Annotated in this window: 15 protein-coding genes and 1 pseudogene; 9 read left to right on the forward strand and 7 right to left on the reverse strand. The window is 65.4% G+C overall.

Annotated features, from left to right (window positions below; genetic code table 11):
• Positions 1-186: 186 nt before the first annotated feature.
• Both KBX07_RS10930 and aroA read right to left on the reverse strand, forming a co-directional pair.
• Entirely contained in the window at positions 187-1,335 is a 1,149-nt protein-coding gene (locus tag KBX07_RS10930; protein WP_255996095.1) for a ribosome small subunit-dependent GTPase A, read from the reverse strand.
• Positions 1,328-2,608, reverse strand: coding sequence for a 3-phosphoshikimate 1-carboxyvinyltransferase (aroA, locus tag KBX07_RS10935; RefSeq protein ID WP_256024123.1), 1,281 nt, complete (start codon positions 2,606-2,608; stop codon positions 1,328-1,330). Before aroA ends, KBX07_RS10930 begins: the two co-directional genes overlap by 8 nt.
• Before the next feature lie 19 nt (positions 2,609-2,627).
• On the opposite strand from aroA, the pseudogene KBX07_RS10940 reads away from it, so the two are divergent.
• Positions 2,628-2,933: pseudogene (locus KBX07_RS10940) on the forward strand (SOS response-associated peptidase family protein); the annotation flags it as partial.
• A gap of 2 nt (positions 2,934-2,935) precedes the next feature.
• Here the strand turns inward: KBX07_RS10940 and ybaK are convergent.
• Complete coding sequence (ybaK, locus tag KBX07_RS10945; protein WP_256024125.1) at positions 2,936-3,406, reverse strand: Cys-tRNA(Pro) deacylase; 471 nt, start codon at positions 3,404-3,406, stop codon at positions 2,936-2,938.
• A gap of 28 nt (positions 3,407-3,434) precedes the next feature.
• Between ybaK and KBX07_RS10950 the strand changes: the two genes are divergently transcribed.
• The gene (locus KBX07_RS10950; protein WP_005286057.1) at positions 3,435-4,010 is read left to right on the forward strand and encodes a sigma-70 family RNA polymerase sigma factor; all 576 of its coding nucleotides are present in this window, start codon (positions 3,435-3,437) and stop codon (positions 4,008-4,010) included.
• Positions 4,010-4,285, forward strand: coding sequence for an anti-sigma factor (locus tag KBX07_RS10955; protein WP_256004425.1), 276 nt, complete (start codon positions 4,010-4,012; stop codon positions 4,283-4,285). Before KBX07_RS10950 ends, KBX07_RS10955 begins: the two co-directional genes overlap by 1 nt.
• A 77-nt stretch (positions 4,286-4,362) precedes the next feature.
• Here the strand turns inward: KBX07_RS10955 and KBX07_RS11485 are convergent, their stop codons facing one another.
• Positions 4,363-4,437: a 50S ribosomal protein bL37 gene (locus tag KBX07_RS11485; RefSeq protein ID WP_095066802.1), complete on the reverse strand. Its 75-nt coding sequence runs from the start codon at positions 4,435-4,437 to the stop codon at positions 4,363-4,365.
• A gap of 108 nt (positions 4,438-4,545) precedes the next feature.
• A complete protein-coding gene (locus KBX07_RS10960; RefSeq protein WP_256004426.1) occupies positions 4,546-4,803 on the reverse strand; it encodes a WhiB family transcriptional regulator in 258 nt (85 codons plus the stop codon).
• Between the two features lie 527 nt (positions 4,804-5,330).
• Here KBX07_RS10960 and KBX07_RS10965 point away from each other — a divergent pair.
• On the forward strand, positions 5,331-5,813 hold the full coding sequence (locus KBX07_RS10965) for a hypothetical protein (RefSeq protein WP_256024127.1): 483 nt from the start codon (positions 5,331-5,333) through the stop codon (positions 5,811-5,813).
• On the opposite strand, the gene KBX07_RS10970 is transcribed toward KBX07_RS10965, so the two are convergent.
• Entirely contained in the window at positions 5,810-7,036 is a 1,227-nt protein-coding gene (locus KBX07_RS10970) for a hypothetical protein (RefSeq protein WP_256024128.1), read from the reverse strand. The genes KBX07_RS10965 and KBX07_RS10970 overlap by 4 nt on opposite strands.
• Complete coding sequence (locus KBX07_RS10975) at positions 7,033-8,355, reverse strand: DEAD/DEAH box helicase (RefSeq protein ID WP_256024130.1); 1,323 nt, start codon at positions 8,353-8,355, stop codon at positions 7,033-7,035. Before KBX07_RS10975 ends, KBX07_RS10970 begins: the two co-directional genes overlap by 4 nt.
• 77 nt (positions 8,356-8,432) lie before the next feature.
• Between KBX07_RS10975 and KBX07_RS10980 the strand changes: the two genes are divergently transcribed.
• From KBX07_RS10980 to KBX07_RS11000, 5 genes are all read left to right on the forward strand, one after another.
• Positions 8,433-8,657: a DUF3107 domain-containing protein gene (locus KBX07_RS10980; protein ID WP_005286043.1), complete on the forward strand. Its 225-nt coding sequence runs from the start codon at positions 8,433-8,435 to the stop codon at positions 8,655-8,657.
• Positions 8,658-8,678: 21 nt separating this feature from the next.
• A complete protein-coding gene (locus KBX07_RS10985; protein WP_256024131.1) occupies positions 8,679-9,575 on the forward strand; it encodes a DUF3152 domain-containing protein in 897 nt (298 codons plus the stop codon).
• A gap of 14 nt (positions 9,576-9,589) precedes the next feature.
• Entirely contained in the window at positions 9,590-10,309 is a 720-nt protein-coding gene (locus KBX07_RS10990) for a hypothetical protein (protein WP_256024133.1), read from the forward strand.
• A gap of 227 nt (positions 10,310-10,536) precedes the next feature.
• Complete coding sequence (locus KBX07_RS10995) at positions 10,537-13,659, forward strand: ATP-dependent DNA helicase (protein WP_256024134.1); 3,123 nt, start codon at positions 10,537-10,539, stop codon at positions 13,657-13,659.
• A 1-nt stretch (position 13,660) separates the two neighbouring features.
• Positions 13,661-16,954 carry an ATP-dependent helicase gene (locus KBX07_RS11000; protein ID WP_256024141.1) on the forward strand — a complete coding sequence of 1,098 codons (3,294 nt, stop codon included), beginning with the start codon at positions 13,661-13,663 and terminating at the stop codon, positions 16,952-16,954.
• Positions 16,955-16,959: the final 5 nt, after the last annotated feature.

The following is a 16,959-nucleotide window of genomic DNA, read 5'->3' on the forward strand; positions in this document are numbered from 1 at the left end:
CAATGTCCAAAAACCCCACCGACTCCACGCCCAAAAAGTCACCGGACTCCGTGTCCAAAAACCTCATGGACATAACACAGCTAGTTCGTTCGATTTGGGGCCGATAAACCAACAAACTAGCTGTTTGGATCTAGTCATTCGCGGTGGGGAGGTGTGCCGGGAGCCTGCTGGGGCGGCTGCGGGTACCTAGTCGTAGGTGGTTTCGTTGATGCGGAGGGCCGCAAGCAGGCTGCGGACCGCGTCGACCCGGCGGCGGATCACCGAATCCTCGCCGCCCGAGGCGGTCGCAGCGGTGTCAGCGGGCGCAGCGGTGTCAGCGGTGTCGGTGGTCTCGGTGGCGAGCTGGCCCCACGCACATTCCGGATCAGCTGGCGGACCCATGTGGGTGCAGCCGCGGGGGCAGGCCTCGGTCGCCTCGGCAAGATCCGGGAACGTCGCGATGACATCGTCTGGCGAGACGTGGGCGAGGCCGAAGGAGCGGATACCCGGGGTGTCGATGATCCAGCCGCCAGACTCGAACCCGCCGGATTCAACCTCGGTCGCGCCATCCTGTGCGGTGTCCCCATCGGCGGGGAGCTCGAGCGCCACCGACTGAGTAGAGGTGTGGCGGCCTTTACCAACCCCGGAGACCTCCCCGGTTTCACGGTTCGCGTCGGGGACGAGCCGGTTGACCAGGGTTGATTTTCCGACGCCGGAGTGGCCGATGAGGGCGGAGAGGCGGCCGTCGATAAGCGAGCGGAGATGCGCGAGGTCATCCTCGATGCCGGTGCGCAGGACGTCGACGTTCAAGTCGCGCAGCTCGCGCTCGAACTCGCCGGGGTCGTCCAGGTCAGATTTGGTCAAGCACACGACAGGCGTGACGCCGCCGACGAACGCGGCGATGAGGGCGCGCTCGACGAAACCGGTGCGCGGCGGGGGATCAGCCACAGCGCAGACGATGAGGAGGATTTCGGCGTTGGCGACGACGATGCGCTCGTACGGGTCGGTGTCATCGGCAGTGCGCCGCAGCTCAGACGTGCGCTCCTGGCGTTTCACAATGCGCGCGAGGGTGTCCTTCTGGCCGGAGGTGTCGCCAACGACGCCGACGCGGTCGCCGACCTCGATGGAAGTGCGGCCGAGTTCGCGGGCGCGCATGCACACCACGCGCGTGCCGGCCTCCGGGCCTTCCTCCAGGACGACGCCCCACCGGCCGCGGTCCTTCGACACGACGAGGCCAACGACGGCATCTTCATGTTTCGGCCGGTCCTTTGTCCGCGGGCGCGAGCCTTTGCCGGGGCGGACGCGGACATCGGATTCGTCGTAGCTGGAGAAGTCCCGCGAGGCGCGTCTAGCCATGGGTACCGCCGACCATGCCGGACCACATGTGCTCGAACCCGGGCAGCGTCTTCGCCGTCGTCCCGATGTCCTCGACGGAAACACCCTCAACGGTCAGACCGATGATCGCACCGGCGGTGGCCATGCGGTGGTCGGCATAGGAGTGCCAGGTGCCGGAGTGGAGGGGGGCGGGGGTGATGCGCAGGCCGTCGTCAAGCTCGTCGCACTGGCCGCCCAGCGCGTTGATCTCGGCGGAGAGCGCTGCGAGGCGGTCGGTTTCGTGGCCGCGCAGGTGCGCGATGCCGGTGAGTTCGGACGGTGTGGTGGCGTGGGCAGCAAGCGCGGCGACCGTCGGGGTGAGTTCGCCGATGTCACTCATGTCCAGCGAGATCCCGCGCAGTTTGCCGCCTTCCGGGCCGGTGACTTTCAGCGCGTGCGCCGGCCCGTTGGGGACCAGCGACACGTCGCAACCCATGCGTTGGAGAATGCCGCGGATCGCGTCCCCGGCCTGCGTGGTTTCCTGCGGCCAGAAAGGGACAGTCACTTCGCCGCCGGTCACGGCCGCAGCTGCGAGGAACGGGGTGGTGTTGGACAGGTCCGGTTCGATCATCCACGTCCGCCCGGCGATGGGGCCAGGCTGCACGGTCCACTCGTTGTCGCCGGTCTCAACGGTCACGCCGGCGTCGCGCACCATGTCGACAGTCATCTGGATGTGCGGCATCGACGGCAGCTTCCCGCCGGTGTGCACCAGTTGCACGCCGCGCTCAAAGCGGGCACCAGCCAAAAGCAAAGCCGACACAAACTGCGAGCTTGACGACGCATCAATCTCCACCCGTCCCCCCAGCGCCGATCCCGATCCATTCACCGTGAACGGCAGGGAATCCCCCTCCACGTGAACGCCAAGGTCGCGAAGCGCGTTAAGGATGGTCGAGACGGGGCGGGAGCGGGCTTGTGGGTCGCCGTCGATAAGCACGGGCCCGGACGCGAACGCTGCGACGGCGGGCACGAACCGCATGACGGTGCCTGCGAGCCCACAGTCGACTTGGGCGCCTGTGAGCGCGCCTGGGGTGGCAGTGACCGCGTCCCCATCGCGCGTGAACTGCACGCCCATGCTCTCCAGCGCGGACTCCATGAGATCGGTGTCGCGGGAACGCAAAGCTCCGACCAGCGTCGATGGTCCGTCAGCGAGGGCGGCGAGCACGTAGGCTCGGTTCGTCAACGACTTCGACCCCGGAATCACCTGGGTGTGGATGATGGGGTCGGGGTGGTAGGGCGCGGGCCAGAGTTGCGTCATGCGGTTAATATTACCGAGCATGTGCGGACGCTTCGTTCTCTTCACCACCGGCCACGATCTCGTTGAGGCTGTCAGCCAGCTTCCCGGCGTGACCGATGTGGCCACACCCGACGGCACCCCGCCGCCGCGGTACAACATCGCGCCGACCAACCAGGTGCCGCTCATCCGGATTGCCGAGTCCGCTGCGCAGATCGACTCCGCGCGCTGGGGCCTGTTGCCCACTTGGAAGAAGGACGAGGACGGCCCGCCGCTGTTCAACGCGCGCGGGGAGACCGTGGCGGAGAAACCGTCCTTCCGGGCCGCGTTCAAGGAACGCCGGCGGCTTAACTAGCTGCTGGCGATGTCGGCGAACTCAGCCCCCGCTGCCGCCGCGAGGTCCTGCGGGCTCACCGCGAACGAGAGACCGCGTTGGCCGGCGGAGCAGGTGATGCGGTCGGTGTGGGCGACGGAGGCGTCGATAAGCGTGGGCAAGGCCCGGGAGGTGCCCAGTGGCGAGATGCCGCCGACGACATAGCCCGTCATGCGCTGCGCGGCGGCAGGGTCTGCCATCTCGGCGTTCTTCCAGCCCAGAGCCTTGGCAACTTTCTTCAGCGACAAGTGGCCTGAGACCGGCACGCAGCACACGGCGAAGTCGCGGCCGTGGGAAATCACGAGTGTCTTCAGCGTCAACGTGGGGTCCAGGCCGAGCTCCGCGACGGCGTGATCACCGAAGTGATCGCTGTGCGCAGCGTATTCGAGCAGCTCATAGTCGATGCCGGCAGTTTCAAGCGCTTCCAGCGCGCGGGTACGGGCAGCCATGGCAGCAAGCCTAGCTATAGTGGCACCCATGCCCGATAAAGACCTCGAGCGCCGCTTCACCGAGGAGGCCATGCCGCTGCTGGACCAGCTCTACGGCGGCGCCCTGCGGATGACGCGCAACCCGCAAGACGCAGAGGACCTGGTGCAGGAGACCTACCTCAAGGCGTTCAACGCGTTCGATTCCTTCAAAGAGGGCACGAACTTGAAGGCGTGGATGTACCGCATCATGACGAACACGTACATCAACAGCTACCGCAAGAAGCAGCGCCGCCCGTTGGAGACGTCCGCCGAAGACGTCACGGACCGCCAGCTGTACACCACCAGCTCGCACGATTCGACAGGTCTGCAATCGGCTGAGGTTGAGGCGCTGGACAATCTTCCGGACCAGCAAATCGCCGACGCGATGAACTCGCTTAACGACGACTACCGCATGGTCGTCTACCTCTCCGACGTCGAGGGTTTGGCCTACAAGGAAATCGCCGAAGCGCTGGACATTCCCATCGGCACAGTGATGTCCCGGCTGCACCGTGGAAGAAAACAGCTGCGCGGGTTGTTGAAGGACGTAGCAAACGCGCAAGGAATCGGTTTGGAGGACGCGAACTAATGTCTCAAGACGAGTGCCGCATCGAGCCCGCCCAGGCTCACGCGCTTTTGTGCGAATACTTCGACCCGGCCACACCTGCCGAGCGTGCCGACGAGATCGAAGCCATCATTCAAGCCTGCCCCCAATCTTTTGCGTGGCTCGAGTCGGAGAAGCAAGTGCGCTCCATCGTCCGGCGGTGCAACTGCCAGGACCAAGCGCCGGAAGGACTCCGGCAGAAGATCGTGCAGTCAATCTCCATTTCCTCGGTGTCCTACACCCAGATCCGCTTCGACTAGCGCAATCTGCCGGGGCAGACTGGCAGCAAAAATGTCCCCTCACCGATTTCTCGGCGAAGGGACATTTCTATTAGTGCTTAAGAGTTGGGACGCTTGCCGCGGTTTGCACTCTTTTTGCGGCGGTCCTTGCGCTTACGACCACGCTTGCTCATCACGACCTCCTTGGGCCATCGGTGTGTTAGGAACTATGCGTTCACTGTATCGGGGTGGAGCGGTGGGGCGATAATTGCCCCCGTTCACACCGCTGTGGCAGCGGGACTTTAAGCGGTCAGGCGCTGGCGGTTGCGCTGCTTGTTGCGGCGCTTCAGCGCGCGGCGCTCTTCCTCGGACATACCGCCCCACACACCGGCATCCTGGCCGGTCTCAAGTGCCCACTTCAGGCACTGGGAGGTGACGGGGCAGCGGTTGCAGACCAGCTTGGCCTGGGCGATCTGGGACAGTGCGGGGCCGGAGTTACCGACCGGGAAGAACAGTTCGGGGTCTTCGTCGCGGCAAACAGCTTCGTGGCGCCAATCCATGATGGGGGTCTCCTTTATTCAGTGGGTTCTGTGTGATGTTGTTGCGTTCTTGGTCGAGCGTGCGCACCACTAACAAACCCCCGTGAAGCAGGCATGCATCTGGAAAGCACAACGCCTCAAAGCGAGTGCGGTACAGGCACACTGCGGTCACGGTGATCCTGGAGATCAGGGTTTGCGCAAAGTAGAAGAATCCGGCTTCCCTACGGGCGGTGTTCTCGGTGGCTCCGAGACCCGTCTTCCGTTTACCGGATGTTAACTCCGTGGTGGCTTGGAGTTAGTGGCTAGGTAACTAGCTCTTTGTTTTTGCTACCCGAGAATAATGGCATGTTTACATAGCGCGCGCTAGGGGTAAACGCCAAATTGTGACCTAATTCATATTCAGTGCTGCTTGCCGGCTGGGGTTTGGAGGGGAGGGGGACGAAGCGTCGATAAGCGAAAACCGAGTTGTGGTGCACAAACGTGGGCACCGCGGGAAAACCGCGCAAGGGGAGTTCGTCAAATCGCGGACGCCACATAGGATGAGATGCGTGAGTTCGACACCCAGCCCCCAAGAAACCCCGGACACCCTCGCGCCTACGTCTGCGCCTGCGCCGATGAAAATGTCTGGCGCGGTCGCAATCGTCGAAGGTGCCGCCGCGATCGGCTACGGCATCTACTTCGCCATCACGCAGGCACGCATGGGGGCAGATGAGGCTTTAGTGGAGTCGGACACCGCCGCTTTCGCCTTCGTGGGAGTGGGCACGGCACTGTTCATCCTGGCAGCCTTCGGGCCGATGGTCTACGGCGCCATCAACATCCTGCGCGGCGGCCAGTGGGGCCGGTCCATCATCGTGTTCATCAACGCGCTGCTGCTCGGCATCGCGTTCTTCATGTTCAGTGGGGGAGCAGTCGCACTCGGTGTGACCACGCTGATCGCGGCGTTGCTCGCACTCGGGTGCGCGCTTCACCCGGCATCGACGGATTGGGCGACATCGAACTTTAACAAGCGCCGCGCGCGACAGCAGCGCTAGGACGCGTCCAGCACGACGACGTCAGCGCCTCGCTTTTCGACGATGGTCGGCCCCGCCGACGCCACCGCCACCTGCCCCGTGAAACCGCCACGGTCGACAGGGATGACTTTCTCCACGGTCTCGCTATCCCAATCCGCCACGGCGATGCCGTCTGAGCTGGCGTAGAGTAGCCGGCCACCAATGGCGGCACCGGTGCCGAGCGCGCCCTGGTAAATCGTGGTCACGGCCAAGGTAGCCGGGTCAAGCAGGAGCAGGTTGTTGCCGTCGAAGTAGCTCATGTGGTGCGGCAGATCCGCAGTCTGGACGTCGGCGACACCGATCGCGGAGTCCGCCAGCAGGTTCGACTCTGGGACGGATGCGCTGGCGAGTTCCGCGCCGTCCTTGTCGTAGGAGGTGACCTTAGAGGTCGCCGGGTCGTGGATCGCCGCGGCGTCCTGGCTGATGCCCACAAGGTAGGCGCCCTCCGGGATGGCGACGGACCCGTCGTGCATCTCCGGTTTACGGGAATCCTCCGGAGTGGTCTTCTGGAAGCGCAGCCACGCCCCGTCTTCACAGCGCTCCGTGATGGCGAGCAGTTCGGTGCGGGTGAGCGCGGAGGTCAGGGTGCAACCGGGGTTCGGTTGCGTCTCCGGCTCCTGGCGTGCTTCCACTTCGCCGTACTCGACGGTGCGGACCATGTCCGAGCGCCACAACTCGGCACGGGAGATGCCCGCGTTACCGACGGTGCCCACGCGGTCATTCGACGCGATGACAGCCACGTGCTCGGGTGAGATAGCGGAACGGGTGTCCACGTACTGGCCGGTCGCTGCCTTAATGGACACAACATCGCCGCAGCCGATCTTGGTGCGGTACACAGCAACGACGTTGCCCCAAGCGCTGGCCATGCCGCACAGCTCAGGTCCGCGCTTGTAGGTCCACTCCGTCTCACCCGCCGGGTTCGTGGCGGTGATCGTGTTGTCTGCGTAAGTGATCACGAGACCATTGACCACGAGCGGCCTTGGCGAGGGGGAAGCATCCGGCAAGGCGTGACTCTCAGTGAGGCCGTTCGGCACGTTCGCCAAAATGCCGGCATCGGGGAACTCTTCGGCGGCAGGTGCGAGCTCGTCCTGGCGGATCGGCGCCGTGAAGTACGCAATGAGCAGGAGCAAAACGCATACGGCCGCGATCACGGCCGTGGCGATGAGGTCTCCACGGGTGCGCCGCAGGGGAGTGTTGGAGCTCATCGGCGCCTCCCGGAACGCGAGCGCGAACCGGAGCCAGAACGCGAGCGGGACCGCTGCTTCTGCCCCTCACCGCCGGAGCGCTTGGGGATGCCGTGCACCTCCCGGGCCGGTCCGACGGAGGACTTTGCGTCGTCGGGGATGCTCAACGCGTCGAAAAGCTCGGGCGACGTGGAGAACCACGACGGCGGCTCCGGCATGTCCAGGCCCAGCTCGTCGGAAATGATCTTCCACTTCCCGGTTTCATCGAACCCGACCAAGGTCACAGCCGTGCCTGTGCGGCCCGCGCGGCCGGTGCGGCCAATGCGGTGGACATAGGTCATCGGGTCATCCGGAGTTTGGTAGTTGATCACGTGAGTGACGTCGTCGACATCGATTCCGCGGGCGGCGACATCCGTGGCCACGAGGATTTCCACATCCCCCTTGCGGAACGCCTCCAGCGACCGCTCGCGGGCAGATTGCCCCAGGTCACCGTGCACGGAGCCGACGGCGAAACCGCGCCGCGCCACGTCCTCGGCGACCTCAGCGGCGGTGCGCTTCGTGCGGGTGAAAATAATGGTCCGGCCACGGCCGTCGGCCTGCAGCACGCGGGTGACAACCTCCGGCTTATCCATCTTGTGGGAGACGAACACGACCTGCTTGGTGGTGTCGTGCAGCTGGGAGGAATCAGCAGACTCGGCGCGGATGTGCACCGGCTTGTTCATCATCTCCCGCGCCAGCTTCAGAATCGGTGCTGGCATCGTGGCGGAGAACAGCATCGTCTGCAGCGGCTGACTCAACGCTCCCCACAGCCGCTGGATGTCGGGCAGGAAGCCCAGGTCGAGCATCTCGTCGGCCTCATCGAGCACGAGAATGGCCACGCGGTCCAAGACCAGGTCGCCGCGCTCATGCAGGTCCAGCAGACGGCCGGGCGTGCCCACCACGACATCGACACCGGCTTCCAGGGCGTTCAGTTGGTCGTCGTAAGGGCGGCCACCATAGATCGTCGTCAAGCGAACGGGCGTTTTCGACGCTGCCAGCGTGAGATCCTCGCTGACCTGAACCGCGAGCTCGCGCGTGGGGGTGATCACCAGGGCGCGCGGGGTGCCGTCAAGTTCCTCAATTGCCGCATCGTCGAACACGCGGTCCAACAGGGGAACCCCAAAGGCGAACGTCTTACCCATGCCCGTGCGGGCCTGACCGATCAGATCGCGGCCCGCCAACGCGAGCGGCAACGTCAACTCCTGGATGGAGAAAACGCGCTCAATGCCGGACTCTCCGAGCGCCTCCACAATCTCTGCGGCGACACCGAGCTCGGCGAAGGTGGGTTGCTGATCGGACACGTGAACATCTTAACTGCCCACCGTTACAATGTGACCATTGCAGCAACGAGCAAGTAACAACGAAGTTTAAGGACACAATGGAAATCAAGATTGGTTTGGCTGACAGCCACCGCGAACTGTCCATCACCTCCCCGCAGAACCAGGAGGACATCCAGGGGCAGATTACCCGTGCCATCGAATCCGGCGCACCGACGCTGACCCTGGAGGACGAGCGCGGCATGAAGTTCGTCGTGCGCACCGAGCGCATCCTGTATGTGGAATTGGGTAACTCCACCCCGCGTGCTGTTGGCTTCTCCGGTTAAGCCCGGGATAGATTAACCCCTATGAGCCACCACCCCGACACCGCCAGCGACGGCGCTCTGGCACGCTTCGCGCGCACTTACGGTTGGCGCGCGTATGCCATTCCCGTCTTGATTGTGGTGACGGCGCTGGTCATCTGGAGCATTGTCAACACCCCGTCCGGGGAGACCATCGGTGCATCAGACCGCGCTCCGGGACAGGTGGAGGAGCAGGAGCAGGAGACCCGCAAAACGGTGGCCCCGATGCCCGAGGGGGAGGTAGCCATCACGGAGTTGCCGCCAGGCGGCCCCTACACCGAGAATGGCACGGGCACGTTCCGCCCCGTCGGCGCGCCCGGGATGAACGTGGGCAAGGGCGAAGAGCAGGTGATCCGCTTCAGCACCGAGGTTGAAGACGGCATTGACACCAGCCGCTTCGGTGGCGATGACAGCTTTGCCACGATGGTGGACACCACCTTGTCCGACCCGCGCGGGTGGACTAATGATCCGGGTGTGCGCTTCGAGCACGTCAGCGCCAGTGATGAACCGGATCTGCGTATCCAACTGGCATCGGTGGGAACAGCCCGCGAACTGTGCGGTTACGACTTGGGCCTGGAAACGTCGTGCCGTCTCTTCAGTGAGGAGCACGGAGACAGGGTGCTCATCAACGAGTCCCGCTGGGTCCGCGGCGCCGCGCCCTTCAACGGTGACTTGGGTTCCTACCGCCAGTACGTGATCAACCACGAGGTCGGCCACGCCCTGGGGTATGCCGCCCACGAGCCGTGCCCGACCAACGGGGAGCTCGCGCCGATCATGATGCAGCAGACTCTGAGCCTGAACAACGCTGAGCTGCTGCGTGTCGCGCCGAGCGAGGTCTACCCGGATAACGCGGACACCTGCCTTGCGAACCCGTGGCCGTATCCGCGCCCGGCTGCGTTGTAGGAAGGGCGGCTGATATGGCGATTCCGGGGCATGTATTGACGTCTTTCCAAGTCGATGACGCACGCCCGGAGCCGCTCGGCAACGAGTGGGGCAACGGGGTACGCTACGGGCGCATCGTCATTTCTTCTGCGCCCGCGCACGCCGCGTGGTCGTCGAAACTGCGGGAAAAGGTCACCGTTCCGGGTCTGCGGATCGCGCGGCCCGTCCGAACCACCGACGGCCGCTTCACTCTGGCCGGTTTCCGCGCCACCGACTTCATCGAGGGCCAGCCCGGCCCCCGTATCGACGAGGCGATCGCCGCAGCCTTGCGTTTCGACGACGCTGTCGCCTATTTCCCCGCCCCCGCCATCCAGCGTGATGATGCTTGGGCCCGCGCCGAGCGTGCCGCTTGGTCTTCCGCGCCCGGCGCCGCCGTCAAGGGCGGGCAGCTCACCCACGCGGATTTCCTCGCCTGTTGCCTTTTCTCCGGCTCGCTCGCCCCCGCGCTCAGCGACATTGTGCCCAGCGCTGAGCCGCGCCCGCACGGTTACACCGCGGCCCTGACGCTTATCGACGGGCTGTTGGCCGGCGCCGTCGACGACCACGTCCTCAGCCGCTGGTCCCACATCCCGGACCTGTTCTTCCTGTGCGAGCGCGCGTTGGAGTACAGGGCGATCTTCGCGGCCGGTAACCCTCGCGTGGCGGCGGCACAGACCGAGCGGATCGAGCGCGTTCGGGCTTTGTTGGCGCTCTAGCCGTCTGCGCTTGGGGCTCGCCGAGGCCTGCGGCCCCCTCCCCATGGCGATTAGCTAGATCCAGACGACTAGAAGGCTCCTTCTTGGGCCAAAATTCGGACAATCTAGCTGTCTGGCTCTAGCTATTCGCCGGGTGGGGCCTGCACCGGACCCGATTAGAAAACGTGTTCCAATCCTTTGCGGCGTGTTCCGCCCCGGTGCCGGGGTGAGATGAGAGACTGTTATCCATGAGTTCGCCGCACCTGACTCTCCCTCCGAACCCGCAGGCCTACCTGGTCCACCGGGAGCGCCGCGACAGCACGCGGTCGTGGCCGGTTGATCTGCCCGAACGCGGTGTGCACAAGGTCACCGGAGCGGCGGGGGCCGGTGTGACGAGCTTCCTCATCGACGTTGCCGCCGCCCGCATCGCAGCTGGACAGGACCCCTCCAGCATCGTCTTCGCCACAGCGTCGAAGGAGTCGGCTGCCCGCGTGCGCGAGGAATTGTCCGAGAAGCTCACCTCTTCCGGGTTCGTCGCTGATGAGCCAATCGCCCGCTCCGTCCACTCCTTGGCCTTCGCGTTGCTGCGCGCCAGCGAGGATCCGGCGGCCGCCGCGACGACCCCGATTCGGTTGATTTCGGGTGCTGAGCAGGACTTCGCCATCCGTGAACTGTTGCAGGGCAATGCCGCCGACGGCACTGGCTCGTGGCCGGAGGAGCTGCGGCCTGCGTTGCCCATGGTCGGGTTTGCCCGCCAGCTGCGCGATTTCCTGCTCCGCGCCGTTGAACGCACCCTCACTCCCGGTCAGCTGCGGGACATGGGCCGCACTCACGGCATTCCGGTCTGGTCAGCCGCGGGGGATTTCCTGGCCGAATACCAGGATGTCATGGCGCTCTACGGCGCACGCAGCTATTCCGCCTCTGAGCTCGTGGCCGAAGTCGTGCGGCGCCCGCTGCCGCGCACGTGGGGCACAGTGCTTATCGACGATGCTCAGCACCTCGACCCCGCCTCCGGCATCCTTGTGAACCAACTCATCGCGGAGGCGGATCTTGCCGTGGTGGGGGGTGACGAGGAGCAGGCCGTATTCCGGTTCCGCGGCGCCTCCCCGTTGTTCTTCAAGAATCTGGCCGCGCCCACCATCGACCTCGGTGTTTCCCGGCGCACTCCTACTGCACGTGCTGTCATCGCTCCGGATGGCGCGATGAACAACGCGTTCGTAGCCGACACCTTGCGCCGCGCCCATCTGGAAGAGGGGGTGCCGTGGCGGGACATGGCAGTCGTCGTGCGCTCGGTAGGGATGATCGAACCGCTGCGTCGCACGCTCCTCCAAGCAGGGGTGCCAGTGGCGATCAACCCGACGGACCTCGTATTGGGGGAGCAACGCATTGTCGCTGCGATGCTGCTGGGTCTGCGCGCTCTGAACGGTCTGGATGCCACGCACTGGCGTGAGCTCCTGCTCGGACCGGTCGGTGGTGCAGATCCGGTCACGTTGCGTCGTCTGCTGCGCGGCCTGCGCCGCTGGCGGCCAGAGGTCCGCGCGGAGGACACGCTGAGCGAACTGCTGGCGTTGCGCGGAGAGTTGCCCGATTTCGGAGCCATACTCACCCAGCGCGAGCTGGACATCCTGGACCGCATCCGCGGGGTTCTGGAAGCTGGGCGCACTTCGCTTGATGACGGCGGCAGCGTCGAAGAGGTGCTCTGGGCCGTCTGGGCGCAGACTGGTCTGGCAGAATCCCTCATGGCCATTGCGCTGCGCGGCGGGGCGGCTGGATCCCAGGCAGACCGTGACCTTGACGCGATGATGGCGCTGTTCGACGCAGCGGGTGACTTCACTGAGCGTCGCCCGACTGCCACCATTGAGGCTTTCATCGCGCACATTGAGGAGCAGGAGTTGCCCACCGGTGTGCGCGACCGGCGCACCGCCGTTCCGGACGCGGTGCCGTTGCTCACGGCCCACGGCGTGGCGGGGCGTGAGTTCGCCCGCGTCATCGTCAGCGAAGTGCAAGAGCTGTCCTGGCCCACACTGAGCGAGACCGGCACGCTCATGCGCCAGGAAGACCTCATCGACCTTATCGATCAAGGCATTGATCCAGCGACACCGGTCTCTCACACCGTGGACCGCCTCAAGGAGGAACGCCGCCTCTTCCACGTCGCTGTCACCCGTGCAACGGAGCAGGTGATCGTCACCGCTGTGGACGCTCCGGACGGGGATGAGGTCATCGAGCCCTCGCGCTTCCTACAGCAGTTCGCCGACGCGCGTGGCACCATTCCGGAGCATGTCAGCACCGGCACTGCCGCGTCCGGAGCTGCTGAGCAGCAGACCCTGTTCGACGGGGTGGACACTAGTACCACCGGCAGAGAAGAAGTGCACGTCGATGTGGCACCGGTCCGGGTGCTCGTAGTCGAAGACATTGTCGCTGAACTGCGCCGCGCCATCACCGACGAGTCCTCCAGCGAGGACGTCAAACTACAGGCTGCCCGCCAGCTCGCCCGCCTCGCCGAGGCCGGTGTGCCTGGGGCGGATCCGGGTCAGTGGTGGGGGATCAGGGAGGCGTCGATAAGCGAAGGCGTGGAACCGCCTGGACGCCTGTCGCCCTCGCGCATTGAAGGACTACTGGAATGCCCCATGCGCAACGTGCTGGAGCGCGATGTCGCGCCTGCGTCGAGCGACGCAATGACACGCGGAACGCTCGCGCACTACTTCTTCGAGGCTGTCGGAAACGGGGCCGATGTGGAACTCGCCCAAGCGGACACGCTGGAGGCATACCGCGCACTGTTCACCGTTCCGTCCTGGAAAGAGGTCAGCGATCTGGGGGAGTTCACGCGTCTGCTCGGTCGCGCGGCGCAATGGGTCGAGGAGACGCGCGGCACGTTCGAGCTTGTGGACACAGAAGTTCCGGTCGACGTGGAGGTCGCACCGGGGCTGCGCATCGGCGGTCGGATCGATCGGCTGGAGCGCGAGGAAAGCGGAGCGGTCCACATCGTCGACTTGAAGACCGGCAAGAATCATCCGTCTGCCGCAGAGGCGGAAGAAAACCCGCAGCTGTTCGCCTACCAGCTCGCACTGTCGCGCGGGGCTCTGAGGGAGGGCACAGACGCCTCGGTGGCGACGGCGGGTGAGACCGACTCCCTCGACGTCGGCGGGGGAACGCTGATTTACCCTGGCAGCGACCAGGTGAAGGTGACCGCTGCCCACCAAGCCCCAAAGGACGCGGAGCAACTCGAGGAGTTCGCGGCGCGCATTGCCACGCTGCCTGCGGAGATGACGGGGCCGCGGCTGCGCGCTGTGACAGGCAAGCACTGCGACTTTTGCCATGTCAAAGCAATCTGTCCGGTGCAACCGGAAGGGGAGGTGACCACCCGTGGCTGACATGCAACCCGTGACACTGTCGCGGTATCTGAAGGAGAAGTTCCCGCCGACCGATCAGCAGGCGGCGGTCATCGGGGCAGACCCCGGCCCGCTCCTCGTTGTCGCTGGCGCGGGCGCAGGCAAGACCGAAACGATGGCGGCCCGCGTTGTGTGGCTGGTGGCCAACGGCTACGTCCGGCCGGAGGAAGTGCTCGGCCTGACGTTCACGCGAAAGGCCGCGCAAGAGCTGGGTAGGCGCATTCGTACCCGGTTGGAGAAGCTCGCCGCGAATGAGCAGCTGGTGCGCCACTTGGACCCCAGCGGCGGGCTCGCGGAGACGCTTGAAGTCATCGCGCCGACCGTGTCCACCTATGACGCGTTTGCCGGCGACCTCATCCGCGAATACGGCCTGCTCGTCCCCGTGGAGCCTGACGCGCGGCTTATCACCGATGCCGAGCTGCATTCCATCGCCTGGGACGTGGTGAGCAATCATGGTGGCGCTTTGCTCGACGGTGTCGACGCGAACCCCGGTGTGAGCACCGTCGTGGACACGCTCCTGCGGCTCGTGGCCAACATGGGCAACGACCTCATGCCGCCGTCGCGGGTGCGGGAGGAAGCGGAGGCGTTCATTGATAACGTCGCAGCCCTTCCCCGCGGCAGAGCGAAAGAGCAGTACGCCAAGGAAGTCCGCGGCTGGATAGACAAGCAGCGTCTTCGCGCCGCCTACACCGACCTCGCGGAGGAGCTCAGCCGCGAGCTGCGCGAACGCGGAGTGGTCACGTTCAACGAGCAAATGTCCGTCGCGGCGCAACTGGCCAGTAACCACCCGTCGGTCGGGGAGAGCCAACGCGGCCGCTTCCGGGTGGTCATGTTGGATGAATACCAGGACACCTCCCACGCCCAGCGCGTGCTTCTGCGCAGCTTGTTCGGCGAAAACCGCGACGACCTCGCGCGGCACCCGTACCCGCTGACCGTCACCGCCGTCGGTGACCCGATGCAGGCGATTTACGGCTGGCGCGGAGCCACTGCCGCTAATCTGCAGGCGTTCGTCGACGACTTTCCGCTTGCCGACGGTGCCTCCGCCCCGAAAGCCCAGCTCACCACCTCATGGCGCAACCCACCGGAAGTGCTGGCACTGGCCAACTCAGTGTCGTCGGCCGTGCTCGGCGCCCCGGGGCCGCAGCGCGCCGTCGAACCGCTCAATCCGAATCCGGCGTCTGAGCCTGGCACTGTAGAGGTAGGCTTCTACGGGCCTGTGGACGAGGAAATCGCCGCCGTCGCTGACATGCTGGCCGCGGACTTCCACGAGCAGCTCGCTGAGCACGGTGATGTCTCCTCGGCTGTGCTGGTGCGCAAGAACAAGCAGTCCGCGCTGATCGCTGAAGCTCTGGAGGAGCGCGGCATTCCATATGAGATTGTCGGTCTGGCAGGTCTACTGACCGTGCCGGAGGTCGCCGATGCGGTGGCTGTCGCGAAAATGCTCGTTCACCCGCAAGATTCTGCCGCTGCTCTGCGCATCCTGGCTGGTCCCGCATGCGGATTGGGGCTGAAAGACATCACGGCCTTGTCTCGGCGAGCAGTGAACCTGGCCGGCGGCCGGGCGCACGACCAAGAAGACAGCGCCGTAGCGGGGCTGGGGCCTGATGCAGATCCGCGGGAACGGTTGCAAGCCCAGCTCACCGACTTGATCCGCGAGGCCGAGAACGCCGTCGGGGAGAACGAGCGCTCCGTTGGTCTAGCCGACGCGGTGGCAGACCTCGGTGAGCCGGAGCGCTACACGGAGGAAGGTCTGGCCCGCCTGCAGGTGCTGTCCTCACAGCTGCGCGCCCTGCGCAAGCGCAGCTTGGGGAAGCGCCTGCCGGACCTGTTCGACGACATCGTCTCCATCTTCGGCATCCGCACCGAGGTGCTCTCCCGCCCCTCCGACACCGGCACTGTGCATCTGGACAAATTCGCTGAAACGGTCGCGTCCTATCCGGGTGCGGATCTGGAAGGCTTCCTGAACTACCTGGAGCTAGCCACCGAGCATGAGGACGGCCTGGCGCCCGGAACTGTTGCCAACACCGGCGACCGAGTGCAGATTCTCACCGCGCACAAGGCGAAAGGCTTGGAATGGCGCACCGTCGCTGTCGCCCACGCTGACGCCGCAACGTACGGCGGAACGGCGGAGACTTTCCTTGGGTATGTGGCGACGATCCCGGACGACACGTACACGGCGCTCGACGAAGCCGACACCCGCAGCGACTTCCAGAAGCTCACCAACCAGTACAAAAAGGACAAGACCGCCGAGCTTGCCGAAGAGTCAGCGCGCCTGTTCTATGTCGCGGTGACCCGGGCGGAGCGGCGTCTTTTGGTCACGGCGTCTGGGATCTCTCCGACGCGGAAGAAGCCGGTGGAGCCCTACTCCCACTTCCTGCCTTTCCGGGATATGGCGGAGGTGTTGTCCTGGTGGGACGGGACGGTGACGGATGAGCTGACGGACACTCGCGAACGCGAAGGCTTCTGGCCGCACTACAGCGCCGAGCCTGCCGCAGTGGATGCCGCTGAGCGCGTCAACGCGGCCCTTAAGGACCTGCCGCAGCTCACCGCCGGTGAGCTCTACGGGCTGTGGGAGCGCGATGTGACAGCGCTGATCGAGGAGCATGAGGCCACCATGAGCCCGTCGGTGCCGGTCATCATGCCCGCAATGCTCACCGCCTCCGACATCGTCGCGCTGCGCGCCAACCCGGAGCAGTTCGCCCGCCGCGCGCGCCGCCCGGTGCCGTTCAAACCGAACTCTTATGCCAAGCGCGGAACAGCGTTCCACGAATGGATCGAGGGGTTCTTCGGTGCGCGCCCGCTTCTCGACGACGACGAGCTGCCCGGCAACACCGAACCCGACGTCGACGCGACCACACTGGCACGCCTCAAGGCGTCCTTTGAGGCCAGCCACTGGGCGCAGCGCGCTCCGGCGCACATCGAGCACCCCTTTGAGATCGACTTGGGCTCGGCGAGCGTGCGCGGCCGCATTGACGCTGTGTACCGTGACGCGCCCACACCAGAGGCGCCGCACGGCAGCTGGACCATCGTCGACTGGAAGACCGGCGCCAAACCCCAGGCGACGGAGATGCGGGCCGCGAAACTGCAGCTGGCCGTCTACCGGGAGGCGTGGAAACGCATCGCCGGCGACGGGCTGCCAGTCAACGCAGTGTTCTTCTACGTCCGCACCGGGGAAGACTTCGCCCCGCACGACCTGCCAGAACGCGGCGAGCTGGAGGAGCTGCTGCAAACCGCCGCGGCGACAGGTCTAGAGTCCGATATAGACATGCAGCATTAAGGAGG

Origin of the sequence: Corynebacterium sp. CCUG 70398, from assembly GCF_024454055.1 — a bacterium.
In the GTDB taxonomy this organism is placed as follows: Bacteria; Actinomycetota; Actinomycetes; order Mycobacteriales; family Mycobacteriaceae; genus Corynebacterium; species Corynebacterium genitalium.